Source organism: Gardnerella sp. DNF00354, from assembly GCF_049262755.1.
Lineage (GTDB): Bacteria > Actinomycetota > Actinomycetes > Actinomycetales > Bifidobacteriaceae > Bifidobacterium > Bifidobacterium vaginale.
In genome coordinates this window covers 1,316,457-1,335,615 of sequence record NZ_CP058402.1, presented here as the reverse complement: position 1 = coordinate 1,335,615, position 19,159 = coordinate 1,316,457, and the positions used below count along the sequence as shown (strand labels likewise).

At 39.0% G+C, this 19,159-nt stretch carries 15 protein-coding genes; 11 read left to right on the top strand and 4 right to left on the bottom strand.

Annotation, left to right across the window (positions count from 1 at the left end):
* The first annotated feature begins 125 nt into the window (after positions 1–125).
* The 10 genes from HXT24_RS05340 to HXT24_RS05295 all read left to right on the top strand — a co-directional run bounded on the left by HXT24_RS05340 (position 126) and on the right by HXT24_RS05295 (position 11,657).
* Positions 126–1,808, top strand: coding sequence for an ABC transporter substrate-binding protein (locus HXT24_RS05340; protein ID WP_422119290.1), 1,683 nt, complete (start codon positions 126–128; stop codon positions 1,806–1,808).
* Between the two features lie 96 nt (positions 1,809–1,904).
* Positions 1,905–2,873, top strand: coding sequence for an ABC transporter permease (locus tag HXT24_RS05335; RefSeq protein WP_004138287.1), 969 nt, complete (start codon positions 1,905–1,907; stop codon positions 2,871–2,873).
* A gap of 8 nt (positions 2,874–2,881) precedes the next feature.
* Positions 2,882–3,727, top strand: a complete 846-nt coding sequence (locus HXT24_RS05330; protein WP_415681085.1) for an ABC transporter permease — start codon at positions 2,882–2,884, stop codon at positions 3,725–3,727.
* Positions 3,717–5,390: an ABC transporter ATP-binding protein gene (locus HXT24_RS05325; protein ID WP_422119289.1), complete on the top strand. Its 1,674-nt coding sequence runs from the start codon at positions 3,717–3,719 to the stop codon at positions 5,388–5,390. Before HXT24_RS05330 ends, HXT24_RS05325 begins: the two co-directional genes overlap by 11 nt.
* Positions 5,391–5,572: 182 nt before the next feature.
* On the top strand, positions 5,573–6,073 hold the full coding sequence (locus HXT24_RS05320; protein ID WP_101887959.1) for an S-ribosylhomocysteine lyase: 501 nt from the start codon (positions 5,573–5,575) through the stop codon (positions 6,071–6,073).
* Positions 6,074–6,133: 60 nt separating this feature from the next.
* A complete protein-coding gene (locus HXT24_RS05315; RefSeq protein ID WP_415681088.1) occupies positions 6,134–6,679 on the top strand; it encodes an N-acetyltransferase in 546 nt (181 codons plus the stop codon).
* Positions 6,680–6,805: 126 nt separating this feature from the next.
* Complete coding sequence (gene alr, locus HXT24_RS05310; RefSeq protein WP_422119288.1) at positions 6,806–8,161, top strand: alanine racemase; 1,356 nt, start codon at positions 6,806–6,808, stop codon at positions 8,159–8,161.
* Between the two features lie 51 nt (positions 8,162–8,212).
* Positions 8,213–9,496: a deoxyguanosinetriphosphate triphosphohydrolase gene (locus tag HXT24_RS05305; protein WP_422119287.1), complete on the top strand. Its 1,284-nt coding sequence runs from the start codon at positions 8,213–8,215 to the stop codon at positions 9,494–9,496.
* Positions 9,497–9,553: 57 nt separating this feature from the next.
* Positions 9,554–9,703, top strand: coding sequence for a CHC2 zinc finger domain-containing protein (locus HXT24_RS05300; RefSeq protein WP_422119286.1), 150 nt, complete (start codon positions 9,554–9,556; stop codon positions 9,701–9,703).
* Positions 9,687–11,657, top strand: a complete 1,971-nt coding sequence (locus HXT24_RS05295; RefSeq protein WP_422119285.1) for a DNA primase — start codon at positions 9,687–9,689, stop codon at positions 11,655–11,657. The genes HXT24_RS05300 and HXT24_RS05295 overlap by 17 nt, the downstream gene beginning before the upstream one ends.
* A 178-nt stretch (positions 11,658–11,835) precedes the next feature.
* Here HXT24_RS05295 and HXT24_RS05290 read toward each other — a convergent pair whose 3' ends face one another.
* Positions 11,836–13,086, bottom strand: coding sequence for an AGE family epimerase/isomerase (locus tag HXT24_RS05290; protein ID WP_192382152.1), 1,251 nt, complete (start codon positions 13,084–13,086; stop codon positions 11,836–11,838).
* 377 nt (positions 13,087–13,463) lie between these two features.
* Here HXT24_RS05290 and HXT24_RS05285 point away from each other — a divergent pair, with 377 nt between their 5' ends.
* On the top strand, positions 13,464–16,589 hold the full coding sequence (locus HXT24_RS05285) for an alpha-mannosidase (RefSeq protein WP_422119284.1): 3,126 nt from the start codon (positions 13,464–13,466) through the stop codon (positions 16,587–16,589).
* Positions 16,590–16,634: 45 nt separating this feature from the next.
* Here HXT24_RS05285 and HXT24_RS05280 read toward each other — a convergent pair whose 3' ends face one another.
* From HXT24_RS05280 to HXT24_RS05270, 3 genes are read right to left on the bottom strand one after another with little or no spacing between them, the layout of a single operon-like run.
* Entirely contained in the window at positions 16,635–17,480 is an 846-nt protein-coding gene (locus tag HXT24_RS05280) for an energy-coupling factor ABC transporter ATP-binding protein (RefSeq protein ID WP_285064348.1), read from the bottom strand.
* Positions 17,464–18,318: an energy-coupling factor ABC transporter ATP-binding protein gene (locus HXT24_RS05275; RefSeq protein WP_004113544.1), complete on the bottom strand. Its 855-nt coding sequence runs from the start codon at positions 18,316–18,318 to the stop codon at positions 17,464–17,466. Before HXT24_RS05275 ends, HXT24_RS05280 begins: the two co-directional genes overlap by 17 nt.
* Entirely contained in the window at positions 18,302–19,108 is an 807-nt protein-coding gene (locus HXT24_RS05270; RefSeq protein ID WP_004113546.1) for an energy-coupling factor transporter transmembrane component T, read from the bottom strand. The genes HXT24_RS05275 and HXT24_RS05270 overlap by 17 nt, the downstream gene beginning before the upstream one ends.
* Between the last annotated feature and the right edge of the window lie 51 nt (positions 19,109–19,159).

The window sequence follows — 19,159 nt, the reverse complement described above, 5'->3', positions numbered from 1 at the left end:
TGTGTTTGCCGTTGACTTTATGGTTGCGAAAGTTGCAGCTAGATAAAGCGACGAGCTGTAAAACAGAATAAATATAAATTAAATATAAATAATGTATCTAATTACAATCCAGAAAGGTTTGTTGAATGGATAACAAAGAACCCAAAGATGGCGCGTACAATAACGACGCGACCGATAAATTCTATGGGCAAGAAAACGCAGAGCAATCGCAATTTAGTTCTAGTACAGATGCTTCGCTTAACGCTGCGTCTAAAAGGGGATATAAAACTAATAAGCGTGGTTTAGGAAAATTCTGGCTTGTTTCTGTAGCAATCGTAGTAATTGCAGTGGTTAGCGCTATTATTGCAACGTTTACAGGTCCACAAAAAAATTCTGCAAGTCAAACATCTTCTACACAAGTATCAAATAAAACTGTGTCAATCGGATTAAAACTTGCTCCTACAAATCTCGATATTCGCAATCAATCCGGCTCTTCCTTGGAACAGTTATTGATTGGAAACGTGTATGAAGGTCTTGTAGCTAGAAATACTAAAAATCAGGTTGTTCCATCCCTTGCAAAGAGTTGGGAAATAAGCAAAGATGGCTTAAAGTACACGTTCCACATGCGTAAGGGAGTCGTGTTTTCTAACAAGCACAGGCTTACTGCTAAAGATGCTGAGTGGTCTTTTAACGAGCTTGTTGCAAAGAAATATCGCGGATCAAACATGGTTGGAAAAGTTGAATCCGCTAAAGCTAAAGATGATTACACGTTTGAAATCAAGCTTAAAGAGCCAAACGCAAAGCTTTTGTGGGCGTTGTGCTCTAGAGCTGGCTTAGTCTTCGATAAGCTTGCGAATTATGATGCTAAAACTCAAGCTGTTGGATCTGGCCCGTATTTGGTAGAAAAGTTTGTGCCGAATGACCGTGTTGTGTTAAAGGCAAATCCGTGCTACAAGGGTATTAATAAGCCTAGAACATCAAAAGTTGTTGTTCGCTATTTTGTGGATGATATTGCTGCTGTAGATGCGCTTTCTTCTGGAGCTGTTCAAGCTTTGGCTCCTATTTCAGGTCAGCTTGCTAAGACTTTTAAAGCGGATACAAAGCGCTATGTTGTTAAAGCTGGAAACAGTACCGATAAATTTGTGCTTGCTATGAACATGAATGGTGAGCGGACTAAAGATAAGCGCGTGCGCCAAGCGATTCGATATGCTATTGACCATAAGCAGATTATTGCTTCACGCGGCGGTACGGATGCTTTGTTGGGTGGTCCAATTCCTTCTCTTGACCCAGGTTATGAGGATTTGACTAATATTTACACTCATGATGTTAAGCGCGCTAAGTCATTGATGAAGGAGGCTGGTTTCAGCGAATCAAATCCTTTGCATCTTTCGCTTACATACCCGAATATTTATGGAACGCAACTTGGTGACCAGTTGAGGTCTCAGCTAAAGAAGATTGGCATTGATCTGAAGGTAAACATTGTAGAATTTACTACTTGGCTTCACGACGTTTATAACAATAAAAACTACGATTTGTCTATGGTAGATCACAATGAAAGCCATGATTTTGGCCAGTGGGCAGATCCTAAATATTACTATGGCTACAACAATAAGCAGGTTCAGGATTTGTATGCTAAGGCAATGCTTTGCGCGAATACTAAGGAGTCTAATAAGCTTCTTGCTAAGGCTGCGAGAATTGTTAGCAAGGATGCTCCTGCAGATTGGTTGCTTAATTATAAGGTTGTTACAGCTAAGGTAAAGAATCTTGAAGGCATGCCTTTTGATATTAATCAAGTTCTTTTGCCGCTATACAACTTGCGACTTAGCTGATTTGCTCTAATTTTCCCGATTTTGTACGTAAAATAGGCAAAATCACGTACAAAAAGCGGAAATTCTCGGGAACATTAAACTAAGTAAGGGGTTTGTATGAAGCGCATGATTCTTCGACGCATCACGTTGTTTTTTGTAGCGCTGCTATTTATTTCTGCAATCGTATTTCTTGCTCTTAGAGTTTTACCTGGAGACGTTGCTCAAGTCATGGCTGGCTTAAACGCGCCAGATGGAAAAGTTGAGCAATTAAGACGCGATTTAGGATTAAACAAGCCCCTTTTTGTTCAATATTTAGAGTGGATTTTTGGCGTTTTTAGAGGCGACTTTGGTGTTTCAATGCTCACTGGTCGCTCCGTTGCATCCACTATTGCTATGCGTGCTAGTATAACTTTTCCACTTATTTTCCTTGGACTTTTAATTGCGCTCGCAATTGGTATTCCTCTTGGATGCTTGCAAGTTTTGCATTCTGGCAAGGCTTCGCAAGTAGTCGCAAGGTTTTGTGCTATTACAGCAGGATCTGTCCCAGCTCTTTGGGGTGGAATGATTTTAATCATGATTTTTGGCAAGGGTATTGGTTTGGTGGAGCTTTTCCCTACTCAAGGTTTTCCAACAGATGGTTGGCGTGATTTTGGTAGTGCGTTTTTGTCTTTGATTCTTCCAGCGCTAACAGTTGGCATTATTGTTGGATCTGGTTTTATGCGTTACACTGCAGCATCGTTAGAACAGATTTCTAATAGCGATATTGCTTTGCAAGCTATGGCTTGTGGAATGACTAAAAAGCAAATGATTTGGCGCGTTGGCTTGCGATTAGCGTTGCCGCAGCTTGTGTCTGTAATCGGCTTGACTTTTGCGCACATGATTATGGGCGTAATGGTTATTGAAAATCTGTTTTCGCTTCCTGGAATGGGTATGGGTCTTGTGCGCGATGTTGGTTTGCGAGATCTTATATCTGTTCAAGGCAATCTTTTTATGCTTTCTGCATTGTTCTTGCTTGTTGGGTTTGCGATTGACGTGTTGCATCGTTTGTTGGATTCAAGACTTAGCCAAGATTCAAGTGGGGAGTGATTCAAGCAATGATTAAGTTTTTAAGCCGAATTTGGCGCGGAATTATTGGAAAATTTGTTTGCATTATTTTGTGCTTGTGGATTTTTGTAGCTGCGCTTTCTTTTGTGTGGACGCCTTATTCTCTTCTAGAAACAAACGGATACCAGGTATGGCAAAAGCCTTCGCTAAAGCATTGGCTTGGCACAGATGGCACGGGTGCAGATATGCTTAGTTGGCTTATGGCTGGTTCTAGAGTAGAGATTTTGCTTGTTATTTCAACAATTGTGATTGCAAGCGTTGTTGGGTTTGTGATTTTAAGCTTTACGATTTGCCGCGTTCAAAAAATTCGTTCCGTAATCATTATGGCAGTAGACGCTTTAATTTCCATTCCAACGGTTTTGATTGCGCTTATGCTTGCTGTGCCTCTTGGAACGTCCGTTCTTGTAATCATGCTTGCATGCGGATTCGGCTACGGCTTAAATCTTGCGCGTATTTTACGTCCAAGTGCTGTTCTTGTTCTTAAGTCTGACTATGTTGATTGCGCGATTTCTAATGGCGCTAGCAGAAGTTACGTTTTGCTAAAGCATGTTCTTCCTAATATTTTGCCAATTGCTTCCGTTCAGCTTTCGCTTTCTGCAGGAACTGTTATTTTAGCGGAAAGCGGACTGACTTATCTAGGTGTTGGTGTTCCTTCGGGAGTGCCGAGTTGGGGTCGTGTTCTTTCTACTTCGGTTACTTTGATTCACGTTTATCCGCTTGCGGCTCTATGGCCTGGTCTTGTTGTTACTTTAACAGTTTTGGCTCTTAATCTTTTTGGCGATGTTTTAAGAAGTGTTACAAATCCAGCAAATAGGGAGTCTAAGAATGAGTCTTGATGTAAAAGGATTATCTCTTAGCATTGGATCTTCGCGCATTTTAAGTGATGTTTCACTTAACGTTAAAGATGGTGAGCGCGTTGGGTTAGTTGGATCTTCTGGCTCTGGTAAGTCAATGCTTTTAAGAGCTGCGATTGGCCTAGTTCCGTCTAATTGCAAAATTACGGGCTCTTGCCATGTTGGCAATGCCCAAATTGTTGGTGCTAACGATTCTGCGCTTGCGCGCATTCGTGGCAAGTATGTTGGCGTCGTTTTTCAGCAAGCGGATCGTGCTCTTAACCCTATTATGAGTGTTAGCGAGCAAATCGCGTTACCTCTTAGGCTTCATTACAATTTAGACGAAGACGATATTCAAAATCGCGTTAAAGTTATGCTTGAAAAAGTTGGTTTAGGCGCGAATATTTTGAATAAGCGTACTTTTGAGCTTTCGGGCGGGCAAATGCAGCGAGTTGGTATTGCTACAGCTCTTATAACTTGCCCTAAGTTGATTCTTGCGGATGAGCCAACTACTGCTCTTGATTCTGTTACGCAAAAAGATGTTGTAAATATGCTCACTTCTTTAGTTGATGATATGGGCGCTTCAATGCTTTTTGTTACTCACGATTTTTCGGTTCTTTCTCGCGCTGCTACTCGTTGCTATGTTTTGGATTCTGGGCGATTAGTCGATAGCGCGCGCGTTGGTGAATTGCTAGAAAATCCTAAGGTTCGCTCTACTAAACAGCTTGTTCTTGCTGCGCGAGCTTTAAGTCTTAGTAAAAATGATTTAAGTTTAGATAATAATGATCTAAGCCTTGACTGTAAAAGTGATTTAAATAAGAATAATTCTTCTAAAGATGATTGCATTTTTAAAGCTAAAAACATTCACGTTGTTTTAGGAAGTTCAAAGACTCGGGTTGAAGCATTAAAAGGCGTTGACTTTAATCTTAGAGTTGGCGAATCGTTAGCGCTAATTGGCGGATCTGGAAGTGGTAAAACAACTTTGATTCGCTCTTTACTTGGATTGCAAGAAATAAGCGAAGGAAGAATAGAGTATTGCGGCAAAGTTGTTGAAACTGTTAAAAACGCTAAAAAATTAAGTTTAAAAGATTCTGCTTACGTAAATATGAGAAGACAATGTTCGCTTGTATTTCAGCATCCTTTTGCAGCTTTAGACCCGCGTTGGACAGTTAGAAAAAGTGTTTCTGAGCCGCTTGAAATATGGCGTAAAAACATGAGTTCTGATTCAAATACTGTTGATTCAAATACTGTTGATTCACATGTTATTGATTCTAAAGTAGATGATGTTTTGAATTTAGTTGGATTAAATCCTAATGTTTTTAGCAAAAGATACCCTTGCGAGCTTTCGGGTGGGCAAGCTCAATGCGTTGCGATTGCGCGCGCGCTAATCAATAATCCTAGAGTTTTGGTTGCAGATGAGCCAATGAGCGCAATCGATGTTGCTGAGCGCACAAGAATCTTAGATGCTTTTAATGTGATTCGTGCGAATCGCCCTAATATGGCGTGCGTATTCGTTAGTCACGATCTTGGTATGATTCAGCATTTGGCGTCTAGTGTTGTTGTTCTAAAAGATGGCGTTGTTGTTGAATCTGGGAATGTAAGTCAAATTTTAACTAATCCAAAACATAGTTACACGCGTGAACTTATTGATGCTGCTACTTTGTAAGTCTGTATCTGTAAGTCTTGCAAGTTTGTAAGTAATAAGCTTTGTAAGTCAATAAAAAATATTTTTTAAATTCGCGTTTATGTGTGTTTGGCAAGAATAGCGTCTAATATTATTTAGTAATCGTTATTTACGCATATTTACGCATACATTTTGCGCGTGTATTACAAGTTAGGAAAGATAAAATGAGCGAAAATCAAAACAATAAGCCAACTCCTCGTCCAGAAAGCTTTGAACTTGATCACACTAAAGTTAAAGCTCCATATGTTCGCTATATTGACACTCAAAAAGGCCCGAATGGAGATGTTATTTCTAACTACGATATTCGCTTAACTCAGCCTAACCAAGAGGCTATTCCTACGGGCGCTTTGCATACGATTGAGCATACGATTGCTGTTCTTTTGCGTCAGCGCATTGAAGGCTACATTGATTGCTCTCCATTTGGTTGCCGCACAGGATTCCATCTTTTAACTTGGGGCACTCATAGCACGGAAGATGTTGCGCGCGCGTTGAAGGAATCGCTTGAATTTATTGCGTACAAAGCTACTTGGGAAGATGTTCCAGCTACAACTATTGAGTCTTGCGGAAACTACCGCGATCATAGTTTGTTTGGAGCGCGTCAATGGTGCAAAGATATTTTAGACAAGGGCATTAGCTCCGATCCTTTTGAGCGTAAGATTGTGTGACTTGTTGCGTTCGCTTGTGTAATACTGTAAAATCGCCATATTCTAAGCATAGGGGGGTGTATGTGTGAAATAAGATTGAGGAAAGCAACTCTTAGCGATCTAAAAGATATTGAAAATATTTATGAGAGAGCAAGAGTATTTATGGCAAATAATGGCAATCCTCATCAATGGGGAGATCGTTTTCCTCTAACATCTAGTGTTATAGAAGATATTCGTTTGAACCGTTTTAATCTTCTTGTAGACACGGACCCAGACTTTGGCAATGAGCGCATTTTGGCGCAATTTGCACTGTGCGAAGGGATTGATGAAGTCTACGCAAAGATTGACGGAGCGTGGCTAGATGACGTTTTGCCATACGTTACAATCCATCGACTTGCATCTTCGGGAGTCAAGCCAAAAATGGCAAGAGAGTGTTTAAAATGGGCTAAGCTCAACTACTCTAATGTTAGAATCGACACTCATCCCGACAACTTGATTATGCAAAAAGTTATTTTACGAGAAGGCTTTAGCAAGTGCGGTCTTGTTGTGATTCCAGATCGCGCGCATAGTGCAACTAGAATCGCGTATCAATGGTTGCGCTCGCATAATCATGTAATACGGTATTAGCGGTATTTGCTGTATTTGCAGTATTAAAATGTAAGTCAAAATTAGTTGCAGATATAGTAGACGAAAAATAAATATAAAAGTAAAAATTAAACATAAAGCTAAAAACTAAAAGTAAAGGCGTGAGATATGTGTAAAAATTCGAGTATACAAGCGATTTTGCAAGAAAACTATGCTCGCGCCTTAAGTACATACCCGGGGCAGGTAATCGTTGATTTAAAAGCGCTCAGGGATAATATGCGAACGCTGGTTGAGCGTGTTTCTAAAGATTTGCAGCCTGGGCAAAAGTCGCCAGCAGTTATGGGAGTTGTTAAAGCAGACGCTTATGGTCACGGGCTTATTCCTAGTGCGCTTGCAGCTCTAGCAGGAGGAGCAACTTGGCTTGGCACAGCTCAGCCTTATGAGGCTTTGCGACTTCGCGCGTGTGGAATTGATTCAAGCAGATGCCGTATTCTTACGTGGCTCACCAGCGCTCCAACGTCTCTTTTTGCTGATTTAATAAACGCGGATATTGATATTTCTGTTGGCTCGCTTGATTCAATTGATGCTGTTGCGCTCGCTGCTAAATCGGTTTGCACTACCGCGCGCGTACACGTTAAAGTAGATACAGGATTTGGCAGAAACGGTTTTACGCCTGCAGGCTTTAGTGATGCTTTAGAAAAACTTAGTGAATATTCTAGTCAGGGATTAATCGAAGTTATTGGGCAATGGAGTCACTTGGCTGTTGCTGATTGCCCAGACGTTCCAGAGTTTGTGGCGTCTACAGATAGGCAAATTGAGCAATTCCACGATTTTACTCGCAGAATGCGCGAAGCTGGGTTGGAGCCTAAAATCCGACATTTAGCTAATACGGCTGCAACTCTTAATAGACCAGAGATACGATTTGAGCTTGTTCGCCCAGGAATTGGATTGTACGGATACGAGCCAGACCCTGTTATGGGAGCGCCTCAAACTTACGACTTGCGTCCAGCTATGACTTTACAAGCGCAATTAGGAACAGTTAAATCTGTAGAAGCAGGTCACGGCATTTCGTACGGCCGCACGTATTTAACGCCAGACAATACAAGCACAGCAATCGTTCCACTCGGCTATGCGGATGGCATTTTGCGCGCCGCTAGCGGATACGATATGCAAGGATCTCGGCATGTTGATAAGCCTGGAGGACCAGTGCGCGTAGAAACTAATAACGGTGCTAGGATTTTGCATGTTTCGGGGCGCGTTTGCATGGATCAATTTATTGTTGATTTAAAAGGCAGTGCTAAAGAGCTTGGGGTTAAAGAAGGAGATACAGTCAGGCTTTTTGGGCCAGGCAGAGGTATTGAATATGCGGAGCCGACGGCAGACGATTGGGCGACGGCTGCAGGAACAATAAGCTACGAGATTATGACTGGGATTGGTCCTAGAGTTCCTCGATTGTATAAGAATGCTTACGAAGTTTTGCCTAAAAAAGACATAAAAATGTTGGACGAAAAAAGCTTAATCTAAATATTTTGTGATTTGTGATTTGCGGATTGCGATTAGTTGAAGAGGTTTTTAATGTGTAACGATGTGATTGCTTCCGATAACGAAGTTGTTGGCGAATACAGCTTGCACGATACTGAGAGATGGGCTAGCGAGCCTCACCACACGCGCGCTCGCACTCCGTTTGAACGAGACAGAGCCAGAATAATCCACTCTTCAGCGCTTAGAAGACTCGGCGCTAAAAGCCAAGTGCTTGTAGCAGGTTCCGACGATTTTGCTCGAACGCGCTTAACGCACACGTTGGAAGTTGCGCAAATTGGTCGCCAGATTGCTTCGATGCTTGGCGCGGATCCAGATGTTGTAGATTGCGCTTGCTTAGCTCATGACTTAGGTCATCCTCCTTTTGGTCACAATGGCGAGCGCGCGCTTGCTCAAATCGCCAGCAATATTGGTGGTTTTGAAGGAAATGCTCAAACTCTTAGACTTTTAACGCGTTTAGAGCCTAAAGTTTTTAGAGAAAATGGTGCTAGCGCAGGCGTAAATCTTACGCGTGCAAGCTTGGATGCTGCTGTTAAATATCCTTGGGGTTTTGATGAAGCAAAAGCGCACGATAAAGGCGAGCGTGACCTAAAATTCTGCGTTTACCCAGATGATAGGGAAGTTTTTGATTGGCTAAAAAGTGGCTCTCCTCGCGAATTAAAGCCTATGGAATGCCAGATTATGGATCTTTCCGATGATATTGCGTACAGTGTTCACGATATTGAAGACGCGATTGTGACTGGCGCTTTTAATACGGAGCTTGTTTGGGATTCAAGCGTTGCGGATCAAGTTGTTCAAGAAGCTCATAATTGGTATGGCAGCCAGTGGGATGCGGATAGTCTTTTGGCAGCTTTTAAGCGTTTGCGCGCTCTTAGCATGTTCCCTGATTCTTTTGACGGCTCTAGAAGGTCTCTCGCTCACTTAAAGAATATTACTAGTGCTTTAATTGGCAGGTTTGCAAGCTCAGTTGAGAGAGCAACTCGAGAAAAATATGGGAGCGGTGCTTTGATTCGCTACCGCGCAAATGTTGTTATTCCGCCAGAAACATCTTACGAGATAATCGTTCTTAAAAGCTTGGCTGTGCATTTTATAATCCAACCTAGAGAGCGCGAGTTTTATAAGCGTGAGCAAAAGATTCTAACAGATTTGGTTGAAGTTTTTATGAGCAAGTCTCCAAGAGCGCACGATGCTATGGAATCTGTGTTTATAAGTGATTGGAATACTTGCTCTAGCGAAGACGAGCGTTTAAGAGTTGCGATTGATCAAGTTGCAAGTCTTACAGATGGATCGGCTACAGCTCTTCATGCCGCTTTGTGTTAAATTTGCGCTTTTTTCGTAGAGTGTCTATAGCCTTCGGCTTGCGATAAGCTAGAGATTATGGCTGGAATGATTGTAAAAGAAGACGTTGAGCGTGTGCGCGCTGCTGCAGATTTGTACGATATTGTATCTGCAACTGTTACGCTTAAGCCTTCTGGAACGGGTACTTTTGTGGGGCTTTGCCCGTTTCACGATGAAAAAAACGCCTAGTTTTAGCGTTCGTCCAAGCTTAGGTGTTTGGCATTGCTTTGGTTGCGGTGCTGGCGGAGATGTTTTTAAGTACGTTGAGCAAAAAGAAAACATTGATTTTCGCGAGGCAGTAGAACTGTTGGCAGATCGATACCACGTTGAAGTTCATTATGACCAATCGCAAGCTGGTAAAGATAGTGCTCACGCAGGTTCTAAGCGTGCTCGTCTTATAGAAGCAAATGAGGAAGCTCAGCGTTTTTTCGTGTCCCAAATCAACTCTAAAGAAGCAGCTCCAGCTCGTAGTTTGCTTGCTGGACGTAATTTTACTCAAGCGCAATGTGAACGTTTTGGTTGCGGATATGCGCCGAATAGTTGGGATACTCTAGTTAGATATTTGTCTAATAAGGGTTTTACTCGTCAAGAATTATTGGATGCAGGTTTAGCGCGCCAAGGTCAGCGCGGAATTTACGATTATTTTCGCGGCAGATTAACGTGGCCTATTCGCGATTCTACAGGCAGAACTTTGGGTTTTGGTGCTAGAAAGCTTTATGACGACGATTCTATTAGTGCAAAGTACATTAACACTCCAGATACTGTGTTGTATAGAAAAACGCAGGTTCTTTATGGAATTGATATTGCTAAGTCGAATATTGTTAAAAAGCGTCAAGTTGTGATTGTGGAAGGCTATACGGATGTTATGGCTTGCCATTTAGCTGGTGTAGATACTGCTGTTGCAACTTGTGGAACGGCTTTTGGTGCGGAGCATGCGAAGATTATTCGCCGTCTTATTGCAGACGATTCTTTGGGAGCGATTCAGCTTGTGGGGCCTGTAAAAGTAGAAGGTCAAAAAGTTAGTTCGCGTATTGTTTTTACTTTTGATGGAGACGCGGCAGGTCAGAAAGCTGCGTTACATGCTTTTGGCTTAGATTCAGCGTTTTTGACACAGACTTTTGTTGCTGTTGCAGATAACAACTTAGACCCTTGTGATTTGCGTATTCAAAGGGGAGATGAGGCTGTTCGCTCTTTGATTGCACGCGCTAATCCTCTTTACGATTTTGTAATCGACACTGTTATTCGTAAGTTTGACACGTCTTTTGCAACAGGGCAGATGGGTGCTGTTAAGGCGGTTGCTCCTCTTGTTGCGCAAATTCGAGACATGTCTTTGCTTGACTTGTACACTAGAAAAGCTGTTAGAAATATTGGTGTTGATTTAGACGTTATGCGTAGGGAAGTGGAGTCTAATAGAAGGCGATTGCATGTTATAGACGATGACGCTTATTCTAAAAGCTATTCTTCTATCGTTTCCGCGGATTCTCGCGTATTTGATCAGCGTTCTCAAAGCATGAATGAAGCTGCTATAAAAACAGCTATGCTTAGAAGCGCGTACAAAAATCAAAGTTACTACAAGGTTGACGATTCCGTGTTTATGTGCGAACAGCAATTTATGGCTGTTCTTATGCAATCTCCTTTAGCGTTTAACAGTCAGCTTTTTGCGCAGCTTACTTTGAATAATTTTATTACGCCAGTTTTTAGAACGCTTTTTCAGGCTTTTGTGGCAGCTGGGGGATTGCCTACTTCAAATGTAAGTCAAGGATTATGGCTTCATATTATAACTAAAGCTGCTGGCCCTATGTTAGAAGGCGTTATTAACGAGCTTTCTGTAATGCCTCTTCCATTGTCTTTAAGCAAGGGCTTAAGTAGCGCTTCTTCGCTTAACTCGTCGGCTGCTTACGACTATAGTGGCGAAAGTGCTAAAGGCGGACCATCTGATCTTTTGCGCGTTCCTAGTGAAGAAGAGCAAAAGTACGCAAACGAGTTGCTTATTAAGCTTTTAGACGTTGGTTTTATGCGAAAAATCGGAGCTTTTAAAGTTCGTATGAGTAAGCTTCCTGATGGTCAAGAAAAGCTTACTCTTTTAGGTCAAATCACTAAAATGGAAAGCGCTCGAAAAGACCTTCAGTCGCAAATTCTATAATGTGCATCAATATTGTATTTACGTCCTAATGCTGCTTACTTTACTTTTTAACGTTTCTCATTTTTATATTTTTATACGTATTTGTGAAATATTTGGAGTGTATGTGATGAAATAATCCACACTGCAGATTTAATTGCAATGTGGATTATTAAATTAATAAATTAACAATATTTTATTATTAATCAAGTTGCTCTCTGTATATAGCACTTGCTATAGAACACGTCGGATCTATAAATGGAATCAGAGTGGATTGGAAAGCATGATAAGCGTCTGATTTTCCTGGCCATACAGTATTTAAAACATTGTTTTTATCATCGAGTTGATGGAACCACGAACCGTTAGAATGATCAATGACTGAGTGGTCTAGATATTTGCAGAATTCTTTATACCAAGTAGCATATTGCTTATTTTTAGTGATTCTGTAAAGCGTTGATGATGTATTAATGGCTTCTGCTAGTGTCCAATGCATACGGTCGTGGACTATAGGCTTTCCATTCCAATCTGTTGTGTATACGATACCTGGTTGCCCATCGGCATTCCATCCATCTTTTAATGCTTGGTTAAACAAATTTTCTGCAGCGTTTAATGCTTCTCTTCGCTGTTTGCAATCTTCCTTATAGTAACTGTATGCCCATTGGAGTATTAATCTTGACCATTCGATTCCATGACCTGGTGTTGCACCGTATGGTTTAAATTGGTCATCTTTTTTGTCTTTATTATATTCTAAGTCTGCTTGCCATTGATCGTTGAAATGTTCTGGTATTCGCCAATTGTTGTTAGATGCCCAATTGATTACGTGGCTGATTATGCGCTTTGCGCGTTCTCTATATTTTTCATCTCCTGTGCTATCAGCTACTGCAAGAAATGCTTCTGTTGTATGCATGTTTGCATTAAGCCCGCGATAAGAATCAAGCTTATTGAAGCTTGTATCCCATGTGTCTACTGTTAAACCTATTTCATTATTCCAGAAGTACTTATCGAATACTTTTAATGCATCTTCTAATAGTTGTTTTGCTCGTTCATGTCCTGCTAGTAGTGCGCTTGATGCGGCTAGTATAACGAATGCGTGAGTGTAACAAATTTTGTCTTTTTCAGGTTCTTTGTTCCAACTTACTTGTGGATACCATCCTCCGTGTTCGTTGTCGTGTAAAGGACCTAATAGTCCGTCGAGTCCTCGTTCAACAAGTTGATTCGCTTCTTTGTATCCTAACATTTCTCCTATTGAGTAAACATGAGTCATTCGTGCTGTAATCCATGTTTGTACTCCGCGTGTTTTATCTAGTGTTCCGTCTGTGTTGAGCCATCCTGACCCTCCTATTGGTGCTGGGAAGTTTTTTGCGAAATCAAGTAATTGTTTTGTTTGTTCTGCCATGAATATTCTGTTGGCTTGTGTGTCAAACGTATATTTAGTTGTTTCAAAATCTTGCATTATTGTCCTTTCGTAGATTGTAATTTTAAAATTGAATCAACAGAGTCATGTGTTATGTTAGGGATGAATAATTGCCTATATTCATTTATGCTGTTTATATACTGTCTACAGATAATTATTCCAATTAGAAAATATCATCTTTAATATTTTCTGAAGTTTCTAACAGCTCATCACTATATATGGACAATTACTCTTTGCTGATTAAATATTATAATTTTGGTTAGCAAAATTCATAGCAGTTATGAATTTTTATTAATTACTGTCTTTTGTCATAAACTTTTACTGATTTAATATCGTATACTTGTTTTGTCTTTATATACAGAGATACATGATTTATTTATAAATGTATAGTTGTGTAAGAAAGAAGTGTAGGAACGATGTTTTTATTACCTGAGCAGCAATTAAATCGCTGCACAAGAGTTATGCAACAACGCTTATATCCGTATATAAATACTGTTCTATTGCACTGTAAAATTCGAGCGTATGAGATTGCTGGAGAACCTATTTCTTCTAACGAATTCTTTTCTAAGTTAAAAAGAAACGATATTGTGTTTCATTCATTCAATGTTCCAAGCGTTTGGGGAACAACTTGGGGCACAACGTGGTTTGAGATATCAGGGTCGATTGATCTTTCAAAGGTAAAGGGGTGCAAAGTTGAGCTAAATGTTGATTTAGGTTGGATTGAGAATCTTTTTCCTGGTTTTCAAGCTGAAGGATTAGTATATAATCCTGATGGAAGAGTTGTCAAAGCTGTAAACCCTTGTAATCATTGGGTTCCATTGATTGATGAACATAATAATCGTTCTATTAGTATTGATGAAAATGGTAATTTTACTTTATATTTGGAAGCGGCATCAAATCCATATGTTGAAGGACCTACTCCATTTTCTCCTACTGATTTAGGTGAGTGTGCGACTGGAAATACAGAATGCCAATATATGTTGAAATATGTTGACGTTACCGTTTTTAATCGTAATATTTTTGATTATTATATGGATCTTGAGACTGTAAGTTCTTTGATGCGAGAATTGAATGATGATAATCCGCGTTACTGGAAACTAGCTAAAGCTTTACAGCGCTCCTTAAATGCATATGATGAACATGATTCTTCTACTGTTCAAAATGCTCGTAATATGTTGACTAATGTATTAAGTCAGCCTGCGGCGGCAAGTTCTCTAAGGCATATTGCTGTTGGGCATGCTCATATTGATTCTGCTTGGCAATGGCCTGTGCGCGAGACGCACAGGAAAGTCGCACGCACAATATCTAACGTTTTAGCTCTTATGGATGAGGATCCTGATTTTACTTATTCTATGAGTTCTGCTCAACAATACGAGTGGCTGGGAAACGAGCATCCTGATTTGTTTGAGCGTATGAAAAATAGGATTAAGGAAGGACGTTTTATACCTGTTGGTGGTATGTGGGTTGAGTCCGATGCAATTATGCCATGTGGTGAATCTTTGATTCGCCAAATGACTTTTGGTAAGCGTTATTTTAAGGAGCATTTTGGTGTTGAGCCGCATGGCATTTGGCTTCCAGACAGTTTTGGCTATACTGGCGCATTGCCTCAACTTGCTCGCCGCGCTGGATTTGATTGGTTTTTAACTCAAAAGATTTCTTGGAATGATACCACTAAATTCCCACATCATTCATTCCTTTGGGAAGGAATAGACGGTTCTAGGATTTTAGCTCATTTTCCTCCATCTAATACTTATGCTTCATCTGTGAGCATGCATGAGTTAGTTTATTCTCAACGCAATTTTTTGGATAAAGATTTATCTGATCACGCAATATTGTTATACGGTTTTGGTGATGGCGGTGGAGGGCCTACTCGCGAAATGACTGCTCGTATTAGGCGTGATCGTAATTTAGAGGGTGCTCCTAGAGTTGATTTCGGCACTCCTGATGAGTTATTTGAAAAAATACGAAAAGATATTGTTGACGATTCAAATTGCAATACGCCAGTGTTTAAGGGTGAGCTTTATCTAGAGTTGCATAGAAAAACTCTTACTTCTCAGCAAGATATGAAGCGCTATTGCCGCATGGAGGAATCATTGTTGCGTGTGGCTGAATATCTTGTTGTTTTAGCTCGAGTGTATGCGCCAGAATATCGTTTCAATAAAGATGAGCTTACTAGAATTTGGAAGACTTTATTATTGAACCAGTTCCACGATATTCTTCCTGGTTCTGCTATTGCATGGGTTCATAGGCAAGCTAGAGAAGAATATGCTAGAGATATTTCTTGTTTACGTAAAATTATTTCAGATATTGCCAATGCGATTGTAAAAGCTAACAGCACGGTTAACGCGGTTAATGCGCGTGAAAATGTAAAGTTGTTGACTTATACAGGTAAAAATGAGGTCGCTTGGAATTTATATCAATGTAGTGAAAGCTGTAAAAATAATACAACAACTGTAAAACACAAAAATGATGGTGGAGTAATTCTTAATAATGGTGTTTTAAGTGTGACTATTGAACGCGATGGCACAGTATCTTCTGTTGAAGATATTAAATTTAATCGTGAGCTAATCCCATCTGGTTATCGCATGGCGCAATATGAGATATTAAAAGATGAGCCGTATCAGTGGGACGCATGGGATATTGAGCGAGATGCATTTATGAGGAATCGTAAGATTGATGATTCTTCAATTGTTGACGTTAAAGAGCTTTTATCGGGCGGTGTATCTGTTGAAATCTTGGCATGTAAAAAGGATGTTAAGATTCAAACAAGTATAATTTTAGAGCCATGTGTTAAACGACTTGATTTCCATGCGCAAGTTGATTGGAATGCTAAAGAGCAATTTCTAAAAGTAGATATGCCAACATCTGTATGTTCAGATAAGGCCCAGTATGAGTGCCAATATGGTTTAGTTGAAAGGCCAATAGTAAAAAATACTCGTAGTGATGATGCAAAGTTTGAATCATGCACACATAGGTTTGTTCGCATAGAAGATTCCTCGTATGCTGTTGCTGTTGCAAATTCGTCTACTTATGGCGCTGATACTGCTCCTATTGGCGATTATTCTTCATCTTATGGAACTATGCTCAGATTATCTTTGCTTTCTGCGCCTCTTTACCCCGATCCTAACACCGATCAAGGTAAGCATGAATTTACTTGGTCATTTATTGCTGATGCAAATATGGATTCAGTTATAAGTACAGCTGATTTTTTGAATTCGCCAATTATTGATATGCTACCAGAAGTCGATCCATTGTTTACGATTCGCAGAAACTCAGGTCTAATTGCATTAGATTGGGTTAAGCTGGCTGATGATTGTTCTGGAGATATAATCTTACGTATTCACGAGCCGTCTGGTGGATATGCAAATGGGCAAATAAAACTCAATAAAATCTTGCGTTATTCCTCAATTGAAGAGGTAGATCTTATGGAAATGCCAGTGCTGCATGGTATGCCTATAGCTTTGCACAATAATAATGACGCGTTAAATGTAGAATTACGTCCTTTCCAACTATGTTCATTGCGTATTCGCATTGCCTCTTAATGTTGATATTTTGTTTATATTTTGATGCTTTTGATTGCATATACCTTAATGATTATTGCGATTCGCAATATATTTAGCTAAAGCACGTATAGGATTATCTTTATGCATATAGTTAATTCCGAGCGCATTCATTATATGTACTATGATTGGTTGGTCAATATGCGCGCGTTTTATTATTTCTACATTCTGGAATGCAGATTCGATGCTCCCTTTGTATAGCACATTTCCGTTATCAAGTATGAGAGCATTTTGACAATTTTCGTATGCGAATTCCATGTCATGGGTGATAAATAATACTGTTACATTTATCGTATGTAAATAATTAAGTATTTTTACAAGTCGCATTTTTTGTGGTTTATCCAACCCACCAGTCACTTCATCCATAATAATAATATGTGGTTCTCTTAGTAGTGCAGATGCAATGTTAATAAATTTTCTTTCAGCGAATGACAAATTAAATGGGTTTGTATTTTCTTTATCGTTTAAACCAGTAAGATTCAGAACGCGACTGTAAAGATCATTGTTTATATTCTTTATCCCATATGTAATTTCTTTATGCACAGTGCTGTTAAAAATTTGATCATTTGGGTTTTGAAAAATATAACCAACGAGTGATGTAATATCGTGTTGCTTTAATGTCTTATATTGTTTTCCTTCAATAGTTATGTCTCCAGAAGTTGGCTGTAATAAATTGTCTATTATTTTGGCGAGAGTGCTTTTACCTGCTCCATTGCTACCTATTATTGCGCATAATTCACCACTTTCGAATTCTATGTTTACGTGTTTTAGTATTCTGCAGGATTTTTCTTGTTTATCATTATTTTTATTTTTTATTTTTTCATTTGAAGGATATTGAAAACTTACATCGTTCAATTTAATTGCGATGCTCATCGCATTTCTCCTTTAATAAAACTATTAATTCGCCTATATCTGTTATGTCAGGGGTTATTTGGATATCAAACTTACGTAACTTTTTCACAATTTTGACAACTTCTGGAATATCAATACAGTCAGAAGGGAAAGTTTCATCATAAAAAACATCATATTTATTTCCATAATGAGTGATAAAACCATTTTGAAGAACAATGATATTATCTGCATATTCCGCTAACAAATTTGTATCTTGTTCACTAATTATTACGGTATGTCCCTCGTCTTTGTATTTTTGTAGAAAATTATAAATATTTTTAGTTTCTTCTGGATCAAGTTGTGAAGTAGGTTCGTCAAGAATTAGTATTTCTGGATTATTAACTATAACGCACGCTATTGCAACGCGTTGAACCTGCCCTCCGGATAGGGTTAGTGGGTTTTGAAGCGCAAGTTGTTCTATGTTAAGTAATTGCATAACTTGTGTAACCAGACTCTCTATTTGTTGAATAGGGATACTGCGATTTTCTAAGCTGAATGCAATTTCTTCAAATACAGTTTTTTTGATATGACTTAACTGTGAAAAAGGATCGCTAAATACAAAGCCTACACTGTCACATTCATTAGATTTTAATAAATCAATCGTGTTGTTTAATAGTATTTTTCCAGAATATTTTCCCTTATAGAAATGAGGAATATATCCCTTAAGAGATAAGCATAGACTTGATTTACCTGAAGCGTTAGCTCCAATTACTCCATATATTTTCCCTAATTCTAGCTGTATTGTTATCTTGCTTAAAGCTGGTTTTGAAGTAAGTGGATAAGTGTATGAAAAATTGCAAATATTATATGATATAACCATAAATTACTCTTCCTAGAATAAGAAAAACTAGCGTAATTGTTCCTATTGTTAGTACTAATTTTTCGTGACCATTATGATTAACCTGTTTAATATATGTCTTTTTTTCTGAACTAAAAAAATTTCGCGAATCAAGCATCATTATGCGTTGCTCGATGTTTATTAGTGAAGTAATAAATGCTGGAAGCAAAATCGAAGTAAATGTGCCAATTCTACGTATTAAATTTCCATTAAAGTTTATTCCACGACTTTTTTGCGAGGTTATTATTGCTTTAATTTGCATTTGTAAATAATCAATCGTTTGGAAAGTAGAAAGTATTATGAAACATGTTTTATTGCTCATCCCAAGTTTGTTTAAAGATATTGTAATATCTTCTATATCAGTTATTTGGAAAAAACATATGACTATAGTTGATATATTTAAGGTATTCATTCCGAGCGTTATAGAATTAGACAATGCTGTATCTGTAATCTGCAAAAAATTAAGACTTAATATTGTATTTCCTTGTCTACAGAAAGCGACTTGAAATATCGCAACAAATAATGAGAACATGGCTATACTTGATACGAGCTTATATCCATTCTTTTTTATTCCACATAGAATCATCAGAACAAGTAGAGCAACAAAATAGGGGAACAATAAAAGTCGCAAATTGTATAATGTGAATGAAAAAGTATTTAATATAATATCTACTAATATTAAATATATGGTCAATATAAATTTTGTTGTCGGGTATAGCGTCGCAAGTATCTTGGTATTTTTTACTTGATTAATAGTATCGATATAATGCATGTACATAATTACTTTTATCTCTGTATTTATATAGTAAACTCGATTTAATTT